The 19,891-nt window shown below is 38.0% G+C and carries 19 protein-coding genes; all 19 read left to right on the top strand.

Translation table 11 applies throughout. The annotated features are described in order from the left end of the window. Nucleotides 1-3: 3 nt before the first annotated feature. The 19 genes from AC1DFT_RS03360 (at nt 4) to rimP (ending at nt 19,882) form a co-directional block, all read left to right on the top strand. The gene (locus tag AC1DFT_RS03360; protein WP_477917594.1) at nt 4-1,110 is read left to right on the top strand and encodes a protein-glutamate methylesterase/protein-glutamine glutaminase; all 1,107 of its coding nucleotides are present in this window, start codon (nt 4-6) and stop codon (nt 1,108-1,110) included. Nucleotides 1,111-1,123: 13 nt separating this feature from the next. Then, the gene (locus AC1DFT_RS03365) at nt 1,124-3,181 is read left to right on the top strand and encodes a chemotaxis protein CheA (RefSeq protein ID WP_477917596.1); all 2,058 of its coding nucleotides are present in this window, start codon (nt 1,124-1,126) and stop codon (nt 3,179-3,181) included. A 37-nt stretch (nt 3,182-3,218) separates the two neighbouring features. Next, nucleotides 3,219-3,674 carry a chemotaxis protein CheW gene (locus AC1DFT_RS03370; RefSeq protein WP_477917598.1) on the top strand — a complete coding sequence of 152 codons (456 nt, stop codon included), beginning with the start codon at nt 3,219-3,221 and terminating at the stop codon, nt 3,672-3,674. 3 nt (nt 3,675-3,677) lie between these two features. Beyond that, entirely contained in the window at nt 3,678-4,307 is a 630-nt protein-coding gene (locus AC1DFT_RS03375) for a chemotaxis protein CheC (RefSeq protein ID WP_477917600.1), read from the top strand. A 1-nt stretch (nt 4,308) separates the two neighbouring features. Next, entirely contained in the window at nt 4,309-4,809 is a 501-nt protein-coding gene (locus AC1DFT_RS03380) for a chemotaxis protein CheD (RefSeq protein ID WP_477917602.1), read from the top strand. Beyond that, on the top strand, nt 4,806-5,102 hold the full coding sequence (locus tag AC1DFT_RS03385) for a hypothetical protein (protein ID WP_477917604.1): 297 nt from the start codon (nt 4,806-4,808) through the stop codon (nt 5,100-5,102). The genes AC1DFT_RS03380 and AC1DFT_RS03385 overlap by 4 nt, the downstream gene beginning before the upstream one ends. A 94-nt stretch (nt 5,103-5,196) precedes the next feature. Next, entirely contained in the window at nt 5,197-5,970 is a 774-nt protein-coding gene (locus tag AC1DFT_RS03390) for a FliA/WhiG family RNA polymerase sigma factor (protein WP_477917606.1), read from the top strand. A 673-nt stretch (nt 5,971-6,643) separates the two neighbouring features. Continuing rightward, on the top strand, nt 6,644-6,946 hold the full coding sequence (locus AC1DFT_RS03395) for an RNA polymerase subunit sigma (RefSeq protein ID WP_477917608.1): 303 nt from the start codon (nt 6,644-6,646) through the stop codon (nt 6,944-6,946). A gap of 9 nt (nt 6,947-6,955) precedes the next feature. Further along, nucleotides 6,956-7,447: a DUF6115 domain-containing protein gene (locus AC1DFT_RS03400; protein WP_477917610.1), complete on the top strand. Its 492-nt coding sequence runs from the start codon at nt 6,956-6,958 to the stop codon at nt 7,445-7,447. A gap of 152 nt (nt 7,448-7,599) precedes the next feature. After that, on the top strand, nt 7,600-8,322 hold the full coding sequence (gene rpsB, locus AC1DFT_RS03405; RefSeq protein WP_093263113.1) for a 30S ribosomal protein S2: 723 nt from the start codon (nt 7,600-7,602) through the stop codon (nt 8,320-8,322). 90 nt (nt 8,323-8,412) lie between these two features. Further along, nucleotides 8,413-9,297 (top strand): translation elongation factor Ts, encoded by an 885-nt coding sequence (gene tsf / locus AC1DFT_RS03410; RefSeq protein ID WP_477917612.1) that lies wholly within the window; start codon nt 8,413-8,415, stop codon nt 9,295-9,297. Nucleotides 9,298-9,404: 107 nt separating this feature from the next. After that, nucleotides 9,405-10,130 (top strand): UMP kinase, encoded by a 726-nt coding sequence (gene pyrH, locus AC1DFT_RS03415; protein WP_402819149.1) that lies wholly within the window; start codon nt 9,405-9,407, stop codon nt 10,128-10,130. After that, nucleotides 10,130-10,687, top strand: coding sequence for a ribosome recycling factor (frr, locus tag AC1DFT_RS03420; protein ID WP_477917615.1), 558 nt, complete (start codon nt 10,130-10,132; stop codon nt 10,685-10,687). Before pyrH ends, frr begins: the two co-directional genes overlap by 1 nt. 143 nt (nt 10,688-10,830) lie before the next feature. Then, nucleotides 10,831-11,625, top strand: coding sequence for an isoprenyl transferase (locus AC1DFT_RS03425; RefSeq protein WP_477917617.1), 795 nt, complete (start codon nt 10,831-10,833; stop codon nt 11,623-11,625). Beyond that, nucleotides 11,622-12,413: a phosphatidate cytidylyltransferase gene (locus AC1DFT_RS03430; protein ID WP_477917619.1), complete on the top strand. Its 792-nt coding sequence runs from the start codon at nt 11,622-11,624 to the stop codon at nt 12,411-12,413. Before AC1DFT_RS03425 ends, AC1DFT_RS03430 begins: the two co-directional genes overlap by 4 nt. A gap of 14 nt (nt 12,414-12,427) precedes the next feature. Beyond that, nucleotides 12,428-13,576: a 1-deoxy-D-xylulose-5-phosphate reductoisomerase gene (gene dxr, locus AC1DFT_RS03435; RefSeq protein ID WP_477917621.1), complete on the top strand. Its 1,149-nt coding sequence runs from the start codon at nt 12,428-12,430 to the stop codon at nt 13,574-13,576. Nucleotides 13,577-13,613: 37 nt separating this feature from the next. Next, nucleotides 13,614-14,873 carry an RIP metalloprotease RseP gene (gene rseP / locus AC1DFT_RS03440; protein ID WP_477917623.1) on the top strand — a complete coding sequence of 420 codons (1,260 nt, stop codon included), beginning with the start codon at nt 13,614-13,616 and terminating at the stop codon, nt 14,871-14,873. Between the two features lie 81 nt (nt 14,874-14,954). Next, a complete protein-coding gene (locus tag AC1DFT_RS03445; protein ID WP_477917625.1) occupies nt 14,955-19,268 on the top strand; it encodes a PolC-type DNA polymerase III in 4,314 nt (1,437 codons plus the stop codon). Nucleotides 19,269-19,402: 134 nt separating this feature from the next. Further along, nucleotides 19,403-19,882 carry a ribosome maturation factor RimP gene (rimP, locus tag AC1DFT_RS03450; protein WP_477917627.1) on the top strand — a complete coding sequence of 160 codons (480 nt, stop codon included), beginning with the start codon at nt 19,403-19,405 and terminating at the stop codon, nt 19,880-19,882. The last annotated feature ends 9 nt before the right edge of the window (nt 19,883-19,891 follow it).

Raw genomic sequence — 19,891 nt, forward strand, 5'->3', positions numbered from 1 at the left:
CTAATGGATCTTTTGCCAAAAAAGAAATTATTAATCGTTGATGACTCTGCGTTTATGCGTAAGCTTATAGGTGACTTTTTCAAAGACAGTAATGTCATAGAAGTGGTTGGAATCGCACGCAACGGAAATGATGCCATTCGTAAAATAAAAGCATTAAAGCCGGATGTTGTGACCTTAGATGTGGAAATGCCTGAGATGAACGGATTGGATGCATTGAAACAAATAATGGCAGAAATGCCTGTTGCGGTAGTAATGTTGTCTAGTACGACGCAAAAAGGTACCGAAATCACGCTTCAAGCAATGGGATATGGTGCAGTAGACTTTGTCGCTAAGCCAAGTGGGACAATTTCCTTAGATTTACATAAGATTAAAGACGAACTGGTAGCAAAAGTGGAAAATGCAGCGAATATTTCTATTAGTAAATTAAATAAAGCACCGCAGAAAGTTGCTGCAACAACGTCTATTTTGCCTGAAAGAAAAACAGATATAAACAAAACGATTAGTCCAAAAAAAGTGACCAATTGGAGTAAAACAACTAAAAAAATGGTGTTGATTGGTACATCTACGGGTGGCCCTCGGGCTTTGCAAGAAGTGATTACAAAGCTGCCAAAAGATATGCAAGCCCCAGTACTTATTGTTCAACATATGCCGGCAGGGTTCACCAAATCTTTAGCTGAAAGACTCAATCAATTAGCTGAAATAGAAGTGAAGGAAGCGGAAAATGGCGATATTATTCGTAACGGTCATGCATATATAGCTCCTGGTGGATACCATATGAAAATCCAAAAAATTGGGAGTACATATAGCATTTTATTAGATAATGAAGAGGCCCCAAGAGCAGGACATAGACCCGCTGTAGATGTGCTATTTGAAAATAATAGCCTCTATAATGATTTCGATAAAATTGCCGTCATTATGACTGGCATGGGATCGGATGGTTCTAAAGGACTTGTGCAACTGAAGTCGAATGGAAATGTGGTAGGCATTGCGGAATCAGCAGAATCATGCATTGTATACGGCATGCCAAAAGCAGCAGTGGAAACGAAGTTAGTAAACGAAGTAGTAGATTTAGAAAATATCGCAAAAGCAATCACACATTATTTATCTTAAGGAGTGTTAATGAATGGATACAAGTCAATATTTAGAAATGTTTATCGAAGAGAGTAAAGAACATTTACAAGCTTGTAATGAACACTTATTAGAATTGGAGAAAAATCCAGAAGATATTGCCATCGTCAATGAAGTCTTTCGTTCGGCACATACCTTAAAAGGGATGTCCGCTACGATGGGATACGAAGATATTGCGAATTTAACGCATAAAATGGAAAACGTATTAGACGAAATAAGAAATAATCGTTTGCATGTAACAGCTGATTTACTAGATGTTGTATTTACAGCAGTTGATCAGTTAGAAGAAATGGTACTTGATATTGCAGCAGGTGGAAACGGGAAATTAGATGTAGCAGATACGGTTCAAAAATTGCATACAATTGAAACAGGTGGGGAAATACCTATTGCGGCAACTACAGTAGAAGAATCCGTTTCTGTTGTTACAACAACAGGGGAGAATTGGTTGACCTATGATGATTATGAATTAACGGTCATCCAACAATCATTAGAGCAAGATTATCAAACGTATGAAATTTCCGTAAAGTTACGGGAAGATTGTTTGCTAAAAGCGGCACGTGTTTATATGGTTTTTGAACTGTTAGAAAAAATGGGAGATGTTATTAAATCTTCGCCGTCTGTTGAAAAACTGGAAGCGGAAGATTTTGATGAAGTTTTCTATATCGCTCTTGTCACTACTGAGCCAAAAGACGATGTACAAAAGAAACTGATGAAAGTTTCAGAGGTTACAGAAGTAGTTGTTCAACCTGTTACACTCGAGCAACTAAAAACTCGTCAACAAGATGGAATAGGGGTAGTAGAAAAAGCCGAGCAAGTAGTTGTACAAACGGACGAGGTAGCTGTACAGCAGGTAGAATCAACACCTGAGAAGAAGGAAAAATCCGCTTCTTCAAAAGGGGCTTCCAATAGTAAAACAATCCGTGTAAATATTGAACGATTAGATGTACTGATGAATCTATTTGAAGAGTTAGTCATTGATCGTGGCCGATTACAGTCCATTTCTGAAGATTTAAGAAACACAGAATTAGACGAGACGGTGGAACGTATGTCTCGAATTACAGGAGATCTTCAAAATATCATTTTGAATATGCGAATGGTACCTGTCGAAACTGTATTTAACCGATTCCCACGCATGGTAAGACAACTAGCAAGAGATCTAAATAAGAAAATTAACTTAGAAGTGATTGGTGCAGAAACGGAACTAGATCGTACCGTTATCGATGAAATTGGAGATCCACTTGTTCACCTTATTCGTAATTCACTGGATCATGGAATAGAGAGTCCAGAAGTAAGAAAAGCAAAAGGGAAACCAGAGGAAGGTACGGTTGTACTTCGTGCCTATCATAGTGGTAACCATGTCTTTATCGAGATTGAAGATGATGGGGCAGGGATTAATCGTGAAAAAGTACTGAAGAAAGCAATTTCTAAAGGGATTGTCAGTGAAGAACTGGCTGCTACTTTAACAGATAAACAAGTGGCAGAACTGATTTTATCTTCCGGTTTTTCTACAGCGGATGTCATTTCCGATGTATCTGGGCGAGGGGTTGGGTTAGATGTTGTGAAAACAACGATCGAATCACTTGGCGGAACGATGGATATCTCTTCAACAGAAGGAAAGGGATCTTTATTTTCTATCCAATTACCATTAACCTTGTCTATTATTTCCGTTATGTTAGTAGAACTAGGAGAAGAAATTTATGCGATTCCTCTTTCTTCGATTATTGAAACAGCTATTATTCGTTCATCGGATATTTTAAATGCGCATAATCAAAAAGTAATTGATTTCCGAGGGAAAGTCGTGCCGTTAGTATTTTTAGAAGATGTGTTTGAACTACCTAGAGAAAGCACAGCAGAAGAATTCCATTCAGTTGTCCTTGTTCGAAAAGGGGATAAATTAGCCGGACTTGTAGTAGATTCGTTTATCGGACAGCAAGAAGTGGTACTGAAATCACTAGGAACATATTTAACAAGTGTGTTTGCTATTTCAGGGGCAACTATTTTAGGAAATGGGAAAGTAGCATTAATCGTAGATTGTAATGCATTGATAATATAAGCGTTTATCTTTTATTTTGGGAAGGATGCGAAGCGATATGACTGAAACAGTAGATGTTCAAAATATAAAAGTAGTTGTTTTTCAATTAGCAAATAAAGAATATGTTATTCCCGTCTCACATGTACAAGGAATTGAAAAATTTACGCATATTACGAGAGTACCAAAAACCCCTCCTTACGTAAAAGGTGTGATCAATTTAAGAGGGGTAGTTACCCCAATTATTGATCTAAAAAATAGGCTAGGACTGGGCGAAAGTGAGTTAAATGAATCCTCTCGAATTATCATTATTACATTAGAAGATATGGATGTAGGCGTCATTGTCGATTCTGCAAATGATGTATTAGACATTCCAACGGATTCGATTGAACCACAACCCGAGGTAGTTGGCGGTATGGAAGAAGATTATATAGCCGGTGTTGCCAAACTAGGCAGTCGCTTATTAATATTGCTACATATGAATCTCGTCTTAAACCCAATAAAGTCAGGTGTTTAATACATGTATGAAAAAAAGATTACGTCCATGCATTTAGATGTTTTAAAAGAAATAGGAAATATTGGTGCTGCGCATGCAGCTACCGCACTTTCGACATTATTAAATAAAAAAATCGATATGAAAGTGCCGAAAGTAGAAATGGTTTCTTTCGATGACATGATGGATTTAGCAGGAGGTCCGGAAAATGTCGTTGCTGGTATTTTCCTACGTATTGAAGGAGATGTGACAGGCAGTATGTTTTTTATACTGCCTGTTGAGCAAGCTAATCGATTTATAAAGGGGTTAGTGCAAGATAATAGTCTGGATTTCCAAACTGGCGAAGTTTCCGAACTTGGAGTATCTGCTATGCAAGAGTTAGGAAATATTCTTTCTGGGTCTTATTTATCTGCACTATCTGATTTTACGGGTCTTAAAATTTATCCTACAGTACCAGCATTAAGTGTAGATATGGTTGGAGCTATTGTTAGTTTTGGTCTAGTAGAAGTTTCTCATGTTAGTGATTATGTAATCGTTATTGATACTGCGATTACGGAGGAAAGTACCCCGGACGTGGAAAGTGTGAAAGGACATTTCTTCTTGCTACCTGATCCGGAATCATTTGATGCTATTTTTACTGCTTTAGGAGTGCTTTAGTATGCTAGGACTAGGTCAACAAGTAGTAAAGGTTGGAATAGCAGATATGAATACAGTGAAAGCTCCTGATACGATCCGTACATCAGGGCTCGGGTCATGCGTTGGCGTTGTATTATATGATGAACGATCTCAAATTGCGGGATTAGTCCATGTGATGCTACCAGATTCTAGTTTAGGAAGAACAGAAACGATTAATATCGCGAAATTCGCTGATACTGGTATACCTGCTATGATTGAACAGCTTAAATTAGAAGGAGTACAGCCTTTTAGATTACGTGCAAAAATTGCGGGGGGTGCGCAAATGTTCCAGTTTACCTCAGGCAAAGATACGATGCGAATTGGACCTAGAAACGTGGAAGCGGTGAAAGAATATTTAAAAAAATATTCGATCCCCATTGTTTCTGAAGACACAGGCGGAAGTAGCGGGAGAACAATTGAATTTAATCCATCTACAAATCTATTAAATATTCGAACGGTAAACCAAGGAGTGAAAGATATTTGATGGTCGGCACAATTCTTTCTAATTTTTGGGTAGCCCTTATTGCATTTAGTGCTTATTTTTTCTCCTCATATCCTTTTTTAAATGGAAAAAGTATATTGTGGAATGCAAGTATGCTAGCTTTGTTATTTTTTTTATTAACGTTTGTAGCTAGGGTAATTATCGCATTTGTCATGGAAAATCCGGTGAGTCAAGAAGAAGAATCCCCTTTTATTACACAGAAGGAAGTGGAAAAAGAGGAGCCTTCTTCGGATGAACTTGCGAAAATTGTCAAATCTATGTTAAATGAGTCGTAAAAGTAGGGGATGCCGATGTTTTCGGCTCCCCTTTTTGTGTAGAAATTTGATATAATATACATAATCATTAGATATATTGGAAAGGAGGGTAATAGTGGCAAAAGATAATTCGACAGAGGAACAACTCCTTTGGAAGAAATGGATAGAATGTAAAGATTCAGAGGCCGGAGATTTACTCATACGAAAGTATACGCCCCTAGTTACCTATCATGTTCAGCGTATTGGCGCAAGCATCCCTAAAAATATATCAAGAGACGAACTAAAAAGCCTAGGTATGATGGGCCTATTCGATGCGCTTAATAAATTTGATTATTCGAGAGAGTTAAAGTTTGATACGTATGCTTCTTTCCGGGTTCGCGGTGCCATTATAGACGGTTTACGAAAAGAAGATTGGCTCCCAAGATCCTCTCGTGAGAAGGCGAAAAGATTAGAGGCGAAAATTGAAGAACTTGAACAACGATTATTAAGGCATGCAACTGCAGACGAGATAGCGGATTATGTCGAAATGCCTGTAGACGATGTATATCAAACGGTTCAAGAACATTTTTTCTCAAACGTATTGTCTATTGATGAACAATTACAAGATAATGAAGAAGTAGATGCCAAGTCATTTGTCATAAGAGACGACTCCGGGAAAACACCAGAGCAGCAAATGGTAAAAGAAGAGTTACTTCGTGATCTAGCGGGACAAATTCAACAATTAAACGAAAATGAACAGTTAGTTTTAAGTTTGTTTTATACAGAGGAGCTAACATTAACTGTAATAGGCGAAATGCTTGGACTATCAACCTCTAGAATTTCACAAATCCACTCAAAAGCTTTGTTCAAACTAAGAAAGCTACTAGCTAGCGAAATGATGAATGTTTAGGAAAATGGTTCTTTGTATTATTCATTGAGTGAAAAAGATGAATGCTTACAGTTTAGGGATACTTCGACGTAAGGTATCCGCTGCGAACGCGACAATCTTGCCTTTGAACACGACAAACTAGTCGAGTAGATCCCGGCCGGGCGTGTTCGACGGGCTTTAAGGCATATAATTTCTATAATATGTCGGAATTATAGTTGTCTCACATCAAGTAAAGAGCCATTTTGAGAATTGGGTGCTTTCACGAGTAATTTGGTTGCTCTCGTGCTGATTTAGTTGCTCTCGTAGTAGAACTGGTTGCTCCCAGTGATCGGTTGGTTGCTCTAAGCCATTTATTGGATGAATCCAATGGAAAAACTGGTTGAAATTTTGTTTTTTAATGGGATGGTATTGATAATTGGGTAATTTCTTTTGATTTTCGCTACAGACGTCGACTCCTGCCGGATGAATGGGCTAATGAGCCATCGCAGGCGTACGCCTAAGAGCGGCGGGGATGGCTCATCGCTCACCCGGCGGAAAGCGTACGACTGTAGCGAAAATCACAGCGGATACTTTATCCAACGCACTACGTAGCAGTATCTCCATACGGCGCAGTATTTTGATATGTAAGTATCCAGTAAATAGCTATGAGTAAGCAACCAATTGTGATCTTACTTTGTGGAAGGGGCAAGTCGCGATGAGTTTAAAAGGTGTAGAGCTCCAAATTGCTATTCCCAAAACATTTGATGCAGGAAAAGTCGCAGAGCAATTGCAGCAACAAAGCTCGGTAAACCAAGCAAATGCACAAGCAGCATCCGAGAAACAACTAGAAAAAAATAGAGAAACAGTTTTAGAATCCAGCAAGACAACTGAAGCAGATTTAGAGAACAAAGAAAGAGAGCAAGCAGAACAAGAACAAAAAAAACGAGAAAAAAAAGAACAAGAAATGAACAAGGCCAAACATCCTTTTAAAGGGAATTTTGTGGATTTTAGTGGATAGGAGCAGGCTATGACGTCTATTATTCTAGTCATACTATTTTTACTTCAAATAATCAGTTTTTACTTGATTGCTTTACTACATGCAAAACTCGCTAAATTTAACAATATGGAAAATAAACAAGCGCAAATTTTAGCTGAAATTGAAGATTCCTTCAGTGCATATATAGCAGAAATCAAAGATGAAAATAATCGACTTTTGCAAGAGTTAAATAACACCAATCGTATGGTAGTGGCAACAACGGAGTTTGTAGAAGAAAAGAAAGAGGATAGAGAAAAAGAATTAGCACCAGTCCCTTTCGAACTTCCCAAAACATTTGTATCCAAACAACGTGTAGCCAATAGTTATAGTAAAACAGCATCGATAACAGAAAAAAAAGAACCTGTTACTATAAAGGAAAAAGTTTTTTACTATGATAACGAAGGAAAAAGTATCGAGGAAATTGCGAAAATGCTACAAATAGGTAAAACAGAAGTGGAGCTTTTTTTAAAGTTTAAACATTAAAATAGTTGAAAGTATGAAATATGTATGGTATATTACAATACGGTATGAATACACACGCAGTTCGGATGGATTTAGCAGGTGCTCTTTTTTAAAGAGTAGCTAAAGAAAAATGATGACTGCGGAAGACTAAACCAAACCAGGAGGAAATAATAATGTCAGTTATCTCAATGAAACAATTACTTGAAGCTGGTGTACATTTCGGACACCAAACTCGCCGTTGGAACCCAAAAATGAAAAAATACATTTTTGTTGAACGTAACGGTATCTACATCATCGATCTTCAAAAAACGGTGAAAAAATTAGAAGAAGCTTATGATTTCATGCGTCAAGTTGGTCAAGACGGTGGGAAAGTTCTATTCGTTGGAACGAAAAAACAAGCGCAAGAAGCTATTAAAGAAGAAGCTGAACGTTCAGGTAACTACTATATCAACCAACGTTGGTTAGGTGGTACTTTAACAAACTTCGGTACTATTCAAAAACGTGTAGCTCGTCTAAAAGCGATTGAAAAAATGGAAGAGGACGGTACATTTGATGTACTACCTAAAAAAGAAGTAGTTCAACTTAAAAAAGAACACGAACGTCTTGTGAAATTCTTAGGCGGTATCCGTGATATGAAAGCTATTCCAGATGTAATGTTCGTTGTTGACCCACGTAAAGAGCGTATCGCTGTTGCGGAAGCACGCAAATTGAACATTCCATTAGTAGGAATCGTTGATACAAACTGTGATCCAGATGAAATCGACTATGTAATTCCTGCAAATGACGACGCAATTCGTGCAGTTAAATTATTAACAGCTAAAATGGCGGATGCATTGCTTGAAGCAAGACAAGGTGAAGACGAAGAAGTAACTCCAGCTGAAGTTGCTGCTGAGTAAGACACATGTAATGAACAGGTGATAAGCGGCCAAACCACTTATCACCTTTTTTTGAGAAGATGAAATTATTCGCACTAGGAGGAATTTAAAATGGCAGTTACAGCACAAATGGTAAAAGAATTGCGTGAAAAAACTGGCGCAGGTATGATGGATTGTAAGAAAGCTTTAGTACAAACGGACGGTAATTTAGAGGCAGCAATCGACTTTTTACGTGAAAAAGGTCTTTCTTCTGCAGCTAAAAAAGCAGATCGTATCGCTGCTGAAGGTACTACTTTCATCCAAATTGAAGGAAACAAAGCTGTACTTTTAGAAATGAATGCAGAAACAGATTTCGTTGYAAAAAACGAAGCTTTCCAACAATTAGTACAACAAGTTGCTACACATTTATTAGCAACTGAACCAGCTTCAGTAGAAGAAGCTTTGGCTTCTACTTTAGAAGATGGCGTAACAGTAGAAAACGCTATTTCTAACGCAGTTGCAAAAATCGGAGAAAAAATTACACTTCGCCGTTTTGTAATAGAAACTAAAACAGATGCAGATGCATTCGGTCCTTACCTACATATGGGTGGACGCATTGGTGTTCTAACTGTTCTTGAAGGTTCAACTAACGAGCAAGCAGCTAAAGACGTTGCAATGCACGTTGCAGCACTTAACCCTGCACACATCTCTCGTGACGCAGTATCTGCTGAAGAAGTAGAGCGTGAGCGTAAAGTATTAACAGAACAAGCATTAAACGAAGGTAAACCTGAAAATATCGTTGCGAAAATGGTAGAAGGTCGCCTTGGCAAATATTTCGAAGAAGTTTGTTTATTAGACCAATCTTTCGTTAAGAACCCAGACCAAAAAGTAGGCGTATTCGTTGAGTCAACTGGTGGTAAACTAGTTTCATTCACACGCTATGCTGTTGGTGAAGGTATCGAAAAACGTGAAGATAACTTCGCAGAAGAAGTAATGAGCCAAGTAAAAGGTAACTAATTTGTAATGCGGAAAATACGACAAGTATTTTCACTAAATAGACAAAAACTCTGGGGAACACGCAATTAGTGTTCCCTATTTTTCAAGAAAAGAGATGGAGGATACCTATGAGCACACCACAATACAAAAGAATCGTTTTAAAATTAAGTGGCGAAGCATTAGCTGGAGAGCAAGGTTTCGGACTATCACCTGCTATTATCAAGTCTGTAGCGGAGCAAGTGAAAGAAGTAGTGGAGCTAGGCGTCGAAGTTGCTGTTGTAGTTGGTGGAGGCAATATTTGGCGAGGAAAAGTAGGAAGCGAAATGGGTATGGATCGTGCTACTGCAGATTATATGGGGATGCTTGCTACCGTTATGAATTCACTTGCACTACAAGATTCACTTGAAAAATGCGGGATTGAGACACGTGTTCAAACTTCCATCGAAATGCGTCAAGTAGCAGAGCCATACATACGTAGACGAGCAATTCGTCATTTAGAAAAAAAACGAGTAGTTATTTTTGCAGCGGGAACAGGGAATCCTTACTTCTCGACAGATACAACTGCCGCTTTACGTGCAGCAGAAATAGAAGCAGACGTAATATTAATGGCTAAAAATAATGTTGACGGTGTATATTCTGCAGATCCTAAGACAGATACTACAGCTATTAAATACGACGAGCTATCATTTATTGAAGTAATCCAACAAGGCTTACAAGTGATGGATTCTACGGCATCGACTTTATGTATGGACAATGATATTGCACTTATTGTATTCTCAGTTATGGAAAGTGGAAATATTAAAAAGGCTGTACTTGGGGAAACGATTGGTACAGTCGTTAGGAGGAATTCATAATGCCGAAACAAGTAATTGAGCAAACGAAAGATAAAATGGCAAAAACGATTCAAGTGTACACAAGAGAACTTGCATCGATCCGAGCTGGTCGTGCAAATGCATCTTTGCTTGACAAAATTTCGATTGATTATTATGGTGCTCCAACACCAATCAATCAAATGGCAGGTATTTCGACTCCAGAGGCCCGATTAATCACGATTCAACCTTATGACAAATCTGTCCTTGGCGAGATTGAAAAGGCAATTTTGAAATCGGATATTGGTATTACACCTACTAATGACGGATCATTAATTCGTCTAGCAGTTCCTGCACTTACAGAAGAACGTCGTAAAGAACTAGTGAAACAAGTGAAAAAAGAAGCAGAAGAAGCAAAAGTTAATATTCGTAATGTTCGCCGTGATGGAAATGATGATCTTAAAAAGCTTGAAAAAGCTGGAGATATTACAGAAGATGATTTAAGAAACTATACAGAAGAAATTCAAAAATTAACTGATGCAAATATCGAAAAGATTGAAGCTGTTACGAAAGATAAAGAAAAAGAAATTCTAGAAGTATAACCTCATTCAGTAGTGCATCCAAATTATTGTTTGAACTTTTTGTTTGCAAAAGGCGTCCTTTTAGTGGGACGCCTTTTTATATTGCGATATATTTGATATGATAGGTCATATATGTTCCTAGTTAGTAAGGTGGGGGTTTTTGTATGTTAAATAAACTTATCCGTAAAAATGAAAAATCGATAAGTATTCCTTTAGAGAAACGAAAAGAAAATGCCCAACAAGAACAATTGCCAAGCCATATAGCGATTATCATGGACGGCAACGGCAGATGGGCAAATAAGCGAGCGCTACCCCGCATAGCTGGTCATCACGAAGGCATGAAGACTGTAAAGAAAATAACTAGGTTTGCGAATGAAGTAGGGATAAAAGTGTTAACTTTATACGCATTTTCTACAGAAAATTGGAAAAGACCTAAAATGGAAGTAGAATTTTTAATGCGTTTGCCAGAGGAATTTTTAGGCACGTATTTACCTGAACTAATTGAACAAAATGTTCAAGTACAAATGATGGGAAATATTGAATTGTTGCCAGAGCATACAAAAAGGGCTGTAAAAAAAGCAATGGATCAAACTGCGATGAATGATGGGCTAATTTTAAACTTTGCCTTGAATTATGGGAGTAGAGATGAAATTGTTCAGGCAGTCAGTCAAATTGCTCGTGATGTACAAGCAGGGCATGTGGCGTTAGAAGAAATCTCAGAAGAATTATTAAGCAATCACTTAATGACAAAACATTTAAGTGACCCAGATTTACTTATTCGTACGAGCGGAGAAGTACGTTTAAGTAATTTTATGCTTTGGCAGCTTGCTTATACGGAATTCTGGTTTACAGACACTTTATGGCCTGATTTTGATGAAGCGTGTTTATTGGATGCGATTGAAAATTATCAAAAAAGAAACAGGAGATATGGTGGATTGAAGGAGGGAGAAGGGAATTGAAGGTACGTATCATTACGGCTGTTATTGCGGCAGCATTCTTTCTTCCTATTGTTTTGCTAGGTGGACCAATTTTTACTGCACTTATATATATTATGGCTGCAATTGGCGTGTATGAGTTATTCCGAATGAAAGACTTACCGATATTTTCGTTTGCAGGGGCTATATCTTTGTTCTTGTTATTTGTGCTTTTATTGCCATCATCAATTGCGGATACAGTGTTTGCTGCAACGGGGCATTCAAAAATCGAATGGGTATTTGTCGTTGTTTTTCTGCTCTTAATATATACAGTGCTCGTGAAAAATCGATTTACATTTGACGATGCAGCATTTATGTTGTTAGGCACTTTATACGTAGGAATTGGATTTCATTATTTTATCGAAACAAGAGATGCAGGGTTAACCTATTTAATCTTTGCACTTATAGTTGTTTGGGCAACAGATTCTGGTGCTTATTTTACAGGTAGAAAAATTGGAAAACGTAAATTATGGCCAGAAATTTCGCCAAATAAAACGGTAGAAGGGTTTATCGGCGGCATAATTTGGGCATTAATAGCAGCGTTTATCATACATTTTATAAGCCCGCTTACGAATTCTTACCTCATTTTAATCGGAATTACGATTGCTGCCTCCATTTTTGGACAGCTGGGTGATTTGGTAGAGTCTGCGATTAAAAGGCATTATAATGTAAAAGATTCTGGTAAAATTTTACCTGGTCATGGTGGAATATTAGATCGCTTTGACAGCCTTCTATTCGTCTTACCATTACTTCACTTTTTACATTTCATCTAAGGAGACATAATTTTATGCAGAAAAGAATAAGTTTATTAGGGGCTACTGGTTCTATCGGAATTCAAACGTTAGATATTATGAGAGAGCATCCCGAGCATTTTCAATTGGTTGCTTTTTCAGTCGGCAAAAACATAGAAGAAACAAGAAAAATATTGCAAGAATTTCCGGTTCCATTAGTTTCTGTATTATATGAAGAAGATGCGCGTCAACTACAAAACGAATTTCCGCATGTAGAATTCGTTTATGGAGACGCGGGATTAGTACAAGTTGCTGCTCATACAAATGCGGATGTTTTAGTAAATGCTGTACTTGGAAGTGTTGGCTTAAACCCGACGCTCGAGGCGATCAAAAAAGGAATTACAATCGCTATTGCCAACAAAGAAACACTTGTGACAGCGGGGCATCTTGTCATGCAAGCTGCAAAAGAATACAATGTACCGATTTTACCTGTAGATAGTGAACATTCCGCTCTTTTTCAAGCGATGAATGGGGAAAAAAGATCAGAGATTGCCAAGTTAATCATTACGGCATCTGGTGGAAGTTTCCGAGATCGTACGAGAGAAGAACTGAAAAATGTAACGGTAAAAGACGCTTTAAATCATCCGAACTGGTCTATGGGCTCTAAAATTACGATAGACTCTGCAACGATGATGAATAAAGGGCTAGAAGTAATTGAAGCACGTGTCCTATTTGATATATCATACGATGATATTGAAGTGCTGTTACATAGAGAAAGTATTATTCATTCCATGGTAGAGTTTGAAGATACGAGTGTTATTGCTCAACTAGGAACTCCAGATATGAGAGTTCCGATTCAGTATGCCTTATCTTATCCGAATAGACTTCCGCGTCCTCAAGCGAAGCGATTAAGTTTAGCGGAAATAGGAAAGTTGCATTTTGAAGAGATGGATTATAAGCGTTATTATGCGTTGAAGCTTGCCATTGATGCAGGACGAGCAGGCGGTACGATGACGACTGTATTAAATGCAGCAAATGAAGCAGCGGTGGCCCTATTTTTACAAGAGAAAATCGGCTTTTTAACAATCGATGAATTAATTGAGCGAGCGATGGATGCACATGTGAACATTTCAAGTCCAGATTTAGAAACTATCTTACATGTAGACGCCCAAACGAGAAAAAACGTACAAAACATGATAAAATAATGCAAGACAAGCTGGAACACGATAAGGGTGGGATATAATGGAGACAGCCATTGCGTTTATAATAATTTTTGGAAGTATTGTATTTTTCCATGAGCTAGGACATTTTATTTTTGCGAAAAAAGCTGGCATTATGGTCCGCGAGTTTGCGATTGGGATGGGTCCGAAAATTTTTGCGATGACAAAAGGCGAAACGCTTTATACACTTAGACTATTACCGATAGGTGGGTATGTACGAATGGCAGGGGAAGATTTGGACTCTGTCGAACTACAACCCGGGTTTAGATTAGGGATTCGAGTAAACGATGCCAATGAAATCGAACAAATCGTTCTCAATCAAAATAAACAATTTCCGGATATGCTTTTTTTAGAAGTAGAGAAATCGGATTTGATGAGGGAAATGTTCATCGAAGGCTATAACGAAGAGGATCAGTTAGTTAGATATAAAGTAGCTAGAAATGCTACGATCAACGAGAATGGCAATGTGACATTCATCGCACCATATGATCGTCAATTTGGATCCAAAACAGTTGGACAAAGATCAATGGCCATTTTTGCAGGTCCACTTTTTAACTTCATATTAGCATTTTTCATCTTTTTATTGCTAGGTTTACTGCAAGGTGTTCCAACATATGAACCTGTTATTACAACGGTAGTTGGAGATAGCCCGGCAGCACAAGGTGGGATGAAAGATGGAGATTTAGTAACGGCAATAAATGGTACTCCCATCTCCACTTGGGATGAATTTTCGGAAGAAGTAAAAGTAAGTCCAAACGAAAAAATGGAATTCACGATTGATCGAAATGGAGAAACAATGGATTTAGCCATAACGCCGAATGAGGTTGAGGTGGGTGAAGAAAAAGTAGGACAAATTGGTGTTCAATACAGTAGCCCTTTTGAAAAAAATCCATTGAAAGCTATACCATATGGTGCAGAGCAAACGTATGAAACAACGAAACGAATCTTTATTTTATTGGGCACTTTAATTTCAGGAAACTTCTCTATTGATGATTTATCGGGTCCGGTTGGAATTTATAAAGCGACAGAAGAAGTTGCGCAATACGGAGTGTTTAATTTAATGTATTGGGCAGCATTATTAAGTATAAACTTAGGAATTATGAACTTGTTGCCACTTCCTGCATTAGATGGAGGGCGATTATTATTTTTCTTATTCGAAGCAATTCGAGGAAAACCAGTAGATAAACAAAAAGAAGGAATGGTCCACTTTGTTGGAATTATGCTTCTAATGGTATTAATGGTCGTCGTCACTTGGAATGATATACAACGGTTTTTCTTCTAAGGAAAACTAGATGAAGGGAAAGTTCGCACCAATGAACTTTCCTTTCTTTTTGCAGTAAAAGGTTAAGGAGGAATCGCTATTATGCAAGATGGTAAAATGAGAATGCACTTACTGTTGCAACAACTCGAGTTAACAGAGGATTCTTTCGTCAAGTATTTTGAGCATGCATCTATTACACGATTTACCGTTCACAAAAAAATAAGACAGTGGCAATTCCAAATTCAGTTACAGGCCATTTTGCCGATAGATGTATACACTATTTTACATACCCGCTTACAAGAAAAATTCGCGGGCATCGCAAGCGTTTCATTAACGATTAAAAGTGAAGATGCGAGTGTAACCGATGAGTTAATCAAACAATATTGGACAACTGTACTAAATGAAATAAGCGATATGTCTCCACCGTTAAAAGATTGTTTGCAAAAGCAACAACCTGAGTGGAACGGACAAAAGATTCAACTTACATGTAGCAATGAGTTAGAGCTTCTCACATTTAAAAAGAAATATATCGAATTATTATCGATCGTATTTGAAAGTTTTGGTTTTCCAAAAGTAGCGATTGATTTTCGATTAGTGGAAAATACAGAAGCGATGGCAGAAGCGCAAATAGCCTTTTTAGAACAGCGAAGATTAGAAGAAGAAGCACTTGGACAAAAGGCTTTATTGGACCTACAAAACAGAGAACAAAACCGAAAAGAAACTGGGGACGATGTGGCGGATGGTCCTTTCCAACTAGGTGTACCACTGAAAAAAGAAGAACCGATTTTAGAAATTCGAACGATTCAAGACGAGGAAAGAAGAGTTACAATCGAAGGATTTGTATTTGATGTGGAAGTAAAAGAACTGCGAAGTGGACGCTCTCTCTTAACAGCAAAAGTAACCGATTATACAGATTCAATTCTTGTCAAAATGTTCTCTCGTGATAAAGAAGATGCACAAATGATGGCTCGTCTCCAAAAAGGCATGTGGATAAAAGTAAGAGGCTCCGTGCAAAACGATACATTCGTTCGAGACCTCATCATTATGGCGCAAGATATGTCCGAGATAAACCCTGTCATTCGTCTCGATACTGCGAAAGAAAAGCGAGTAGAATTACATATGCACTCGCCAATGAGCCAAATGGATGCCGTATCTTCCGTTTCTTCTATTGTATCTCAAGCTGCAAAGTGGGGACATAAAGCAATCGCAATTACCGATCATGCAAACGTACAATCGTTTCCAGAAGCATATGCAGCTGGTAAAAAGAATGGTATTAAAATTTTATATGGACTAGAAGCAAACTTAGTGCATGACGGAGTTCCGATTGCTTATGACGAACAGCATACACTACTTGAAGATGCTACCTATATTGTTTTTGACGTTGAGACGACTGGTTTATCTGCGACATACGATAAAATAATCGAACTCGCTGCAGTCAAAATGAAAAATGGAAATATTATCGATAAGTTTGAACGCTTTTCAAATCCGCATCATCCTTTATCAGCAACTACAATTGAGTTAACCGGCATTACGGATGAAATGGTTCAAAATGCACCAGAAATTGAAGATGTTATTAAAGACTTTTATGAATTCATCGGCGATGGAATCATTGTTGCCCATAATGCATCATTTGATATGGGCTTTTTATATGAAGGGTATCGTAGATGTGGCATTGACCACTTCACGCATCCTGTTATTGATACATTGGAGCTTGCTAGATTTTTACATCCGGAGCTTAAAACGCATCGACTTGGATCTTTAACAAAGAAATTTAATATTGAACTGACACAAGCTCACCGGGCAATATTTGACTGTGAAGCAACGGGTTATTTACTTCTTCATCTATTGAAAGAAGCAGAAGAAAAAAATATTGCCTACCATGATGATTTCAATAAACATATCGGCCAAGGGGATTCTTATAAACGAGCAAGACCGTCCCATTGTACGATTTTAGCGGTGAATGACGAAGGACTTAAAAACTTATTTAAATTAGTGTCTCTTTCGCATACGACGACGTTTTATCGTGTACCCCGGATTAAGCGCTCCGTATTACAAAAACATCGAGCAGGCTTAATCATTGGTTCAGCTTGTGATAAAGGGGAAGTTTTTGAAGGGCTTATGCAAAAACCACTCGAACAAGTGGAAGAAATTGCGAAGTTCTATGACTATTTAGAAATTCATCCAAAAGAAGTATATAGTCATTTACTTGAGCTTGAATTAGTGCGAGACGAATGGAATTTAGAGGATATAATCCGCAAAATGATCAAACTAGGGAAAAAGCTAAATCTCCMAGTAGTAGCAACAGGCAATGTACATTACTTGCATGAAAATGATGCGATTTTCAGAAAGATATTAGTGAATTCTCAAGGTGGGGCAAATCCGCTAAACCGTCATCAGCTACCTAAAGTGCATTTCCGTACGACAAACGAGATGCTCGATGCATTTTCATTCCTTGGAGAAGAATTGGCCAAAGAAATCGTTGTCACGAACCCGAACAAAATTGCGGATTCCATTGAAGATATCAAACCGATTAAAGACGATTTATATACACCGAAAATTGAAGGAGCAGATGAAGAAGTTAGGTCGCTTACGTATTCGAAAGCAAAAGAAATATACGGAGAAGAATTGCCTGAAATAGTAGAGGCTCGTATAGAAAAAGAGTTAACTTCGATTATCGGACATGGATTTGCAGTAATTTATTTAATTTCACATAAATTAGTGAAAAAATCGCTTGATGATGGTTATTTAGTTGGTTCTCGTGGATCGGTTGGATCTTCATTAGTTGCAACACTGACTGAAATTACGGAAGTAAATCCATTACCGCCGCACTATGTTTGTCCGAACTGTCAGCATGCGGAGTTTTTCCAAGATGGTTCTGTCGGCTCTGGGTTTGACTTGCCGAATAAGTCTTGCGTAAAATGTGACACACCTTACGTAAAAGACGGACAAGATATCCCGTTCGAAACATTCCTAGGATTTAAAGGAGATAAAGTCCCGGATATCGATTTAAACTTCAGTGGGGAGTATCAACCTGTAGCGCATAACTATACGAAAGAGCTTTTTGGAGAGGATTATGTGTTCCGGGCAGGTACGATTGGAACAGTTGCTGAAAAAACAGCTTATGGATATGTCCGTGGGTATATGAATGATAATAATTTAACGATGCGAGGCGCAGAAATTGACCGGCTAGTGCAAGGGTGTACAGGAGTTAAACGGACGACTGGTCAGCATCCTGGGGGAATAATTGTAGTTCCCGATTATATGGATATTTTTGATTTCTCGCCAATTCAATTCCCTGCAGATGCGCAAGATTCAGAATGGAAAACGACACACTTTGACTTCCATTCCATCCACGATAATCTCTTGAAACTCGATATTCTCGGACACGATGATCCAACGGTTATTCGGATGCTCCAAGATTTATCAGGAATTGATCCAAAAACAATACCGACGGATGACCCTGAGGTGATGAAAATATTTAGTGGCACCGAATCATTGGGTGTGACAGAAGAACAAATAGATTGTAAAACAGGTACACTTGGTATTCCCGAATTCGGAACTCGCTTTGTCCGTCAAATGTTAGAAGAAACGAAACCGTCGACATTTTCGGAGCTTGTGCAAATATCGGGTCTTTCCCATGGAACCGACGTATGGCTAGGCAATGCACAAGAGCTTATCCAAGATGGGACTTGTCAATTATCAGATGTAATTGGTTGTCGAGATGACATTATGGTTTATTTAATCTATCAAGGGTTAGATCCTTCCTTAGCATTTAAAATAATGGAATCAGTTCGAAAAGGGAAAGGGTTAACACCAGAGTTTGAATCGGAAATGAAAGCAAAAGGTGTAGCGAATTGGTATATTGAATCTTGTAAAAAAATCAAGTATATGTTCCCGAAAGCCCATGCCGCCGCTTACGTGTTAATGGCCGTTCGTATTGCATATTTCAAAGTGCATTTTCCAATCCTATATTATGCAGCATATTTCACGGTCCGAGCATCTGACTTTGATCTTATTTCGATGGTGAATGGATCGCAAACAATGCGGGCAAAATTAGATGAAATCAACGCAAAAGGATTAGACGCTGCTCCTAAAGAAAAAAGTTTACAAACAGTACTGGAAATAGCGCTTGAAATGTCCGAGCGCGGGATTAAAATGCAAAAAGTAGATTTGTACAAATCTAAAGCAACAGAGTTTACTATCGAAGGAAACACACTTATTCCACCTTTTAATGCGATTCCTGGTCTTGGAACAAACGTTGCCATCCAAATTACTAAAGCAAGACTAGATGGTGAGTTTTTATCGAAAGAGGATTTGCAGCAAAGAGGTCGTGTTTCGAAAACGATTATTGAATATATGGATGCAATGGGTTGTTTAGAAGGCCTACCAGAAGCCAACCAATTATCGCTGTTCTAACATGCAATTTGCATGAAGAACATAAGTATGCTAATATAAAACTACCAATGTTTCATAGTTCTGTGACGAAAGAGTGGGATTTCCCGCTCTTTTCTGTTGTTATATAGAAAATCATTGTTGTGTAGGAGGCTTTTATGAGTAATATTACAAGCGAAATTGAAAACCTTGTAACGCCTATTTTACAAGAGTTGAACTTAGAGCTTATTGACATTGAATATTTAAAAGAAGGGCGCGATTGGTTTTTACGTATCTATATAGATACACCGACTGGTGGTATAGATATTGAACAATGTGCTCAAGTTAGTGAAAAACTAAGTGAAAAGTTAGACGTTACGGACCCGATTAAAGAAAACTATTTTTTAGAAGTTTCTTCACCAGGAGCAGAGCGACCGCTTAAAAAAGATGCGGATTTCATTGCGGCTATTGGAAAATATGTTTTCATTAAAACGTATGAACCGATTAATGGCGCTAAAGAATTTGAAGGGACATTACTTTCCTTTTCAGTTGAAGAAGGCGCTTTAATAGAAGTTCGTGTGAAAACAAGAAGAGTTAAAATTCAAATTGATAAAGAGAAAATTGCGCTTGCTCGTTTAGCAATTGATTTCTCTGCATAATGTATATTG

The sequence above is a fragment of the Psychrobacillus sp. 05T411 genome, assembly GCF_056396485.1.

What these genes read in the sequence shown, in the direction of transcription:
- AC1DFT_RS03365 (WP_477917596.1), top strand. Translation starts at nt 1,124, where the DNA reads ATGGATACAAGTCAATATTTAGAAATGTTTATCGAAGAGAGTAAAGAA.
- AC1DFT_RS03380 (WP_477917602.1), top strand. Translation starts at nt 4,309, where the DNA reads ATGCTAGGACTAGGTCAACAAGTAGTAAAGGTTGGAATAGCAGATATG.
- dxr (WP_477917621.1), top strand. Translation starts at nt 12,428, where the DNA reads ATGCAGAAAAGAATAAGTTTATTAGGGGCTACTGGTTCTATCGGAATT.
- AC1DFT_RS03375 (WP_477917600.1), top strand. Translation starts at nt 3,678, where the DNA reads ATGTATGAAAAAAAGATTACGTCCATGCATTTAGATGTTTTAAAAGAA.
- AC1DFT_RS03425 (WP_477917617.1), top strand. Translation starts at nt 10,831, where the DNA reads ATGTTAAATAAACTTATCCGTAAAAATGAAAAATCGATAAGTATTCCT.
- pyrH (WP_402819149.1), top strand. Translation starts at nt 9,405, where the DNA reads ATGAGCACACCACAATACAAAAGAATCGTTTTAAAATTAAGTGGCGAA.
- AC1DFT_RS03370 (WP_477917598.1), top strand. Translation starts at nt 3,219, where the DNA reads ATGACTGAAACAGTAGATGTTCAAAATATAAAAGTAGTTGTTTTTCAA.
- AC1DFT_RS03395 (WP_477917608.1), top strand. Translation starts at nt 6,644, where the DNA reads ATGAGTTTAAAAGGTGTAGAGCTCCAAATTGCTATTCCCAAAACATTT.
- AC1DFT_RS03400 (WP_477917610.1), top strand. Translation starts at nt 6,956, where the DNA reads ATGACGTCTATTATTCTAGTCATACTATTTTTACTTCAAATAATCAGT.
- rseP (WP_477917623.1), top strand. Translation starts at nt 13,614, where the DNA reads ATGGAGACAGCCATTGCGTTTATAATAATTTTTGGAAGTATTGTATTT.
- rpsB (WP_093263113.1), top strand. Translation starts at nt 7,600, where the DNA reads ATGTCAGTTATCTCAATGAAACAATTACTTGAAGCTGGTGTACATTTC.
- AC1DFT_RS03360 (WP_477917594.1), top strand. Translation starts at nt 4, where the DNA reads ATGGATCTTTTGCCAAAAAAGAAATTATTAATCGTTGATGACTCTGCG.
- rimP (WP_477917627.1), top strand. Translation starts at nt 19,403, where the DNA reads ATGAGTAATATTACAAGCGAAATTGAAAACCTTGTAACGCCTATTTTA.
- frr (WP_477917615.1), top strand. Translation starts at nt 10,130, where the DNA reads ATGCCGAAACAAGTAATTGAGCAAACGAAAGATAAAATGGCAAAAACG.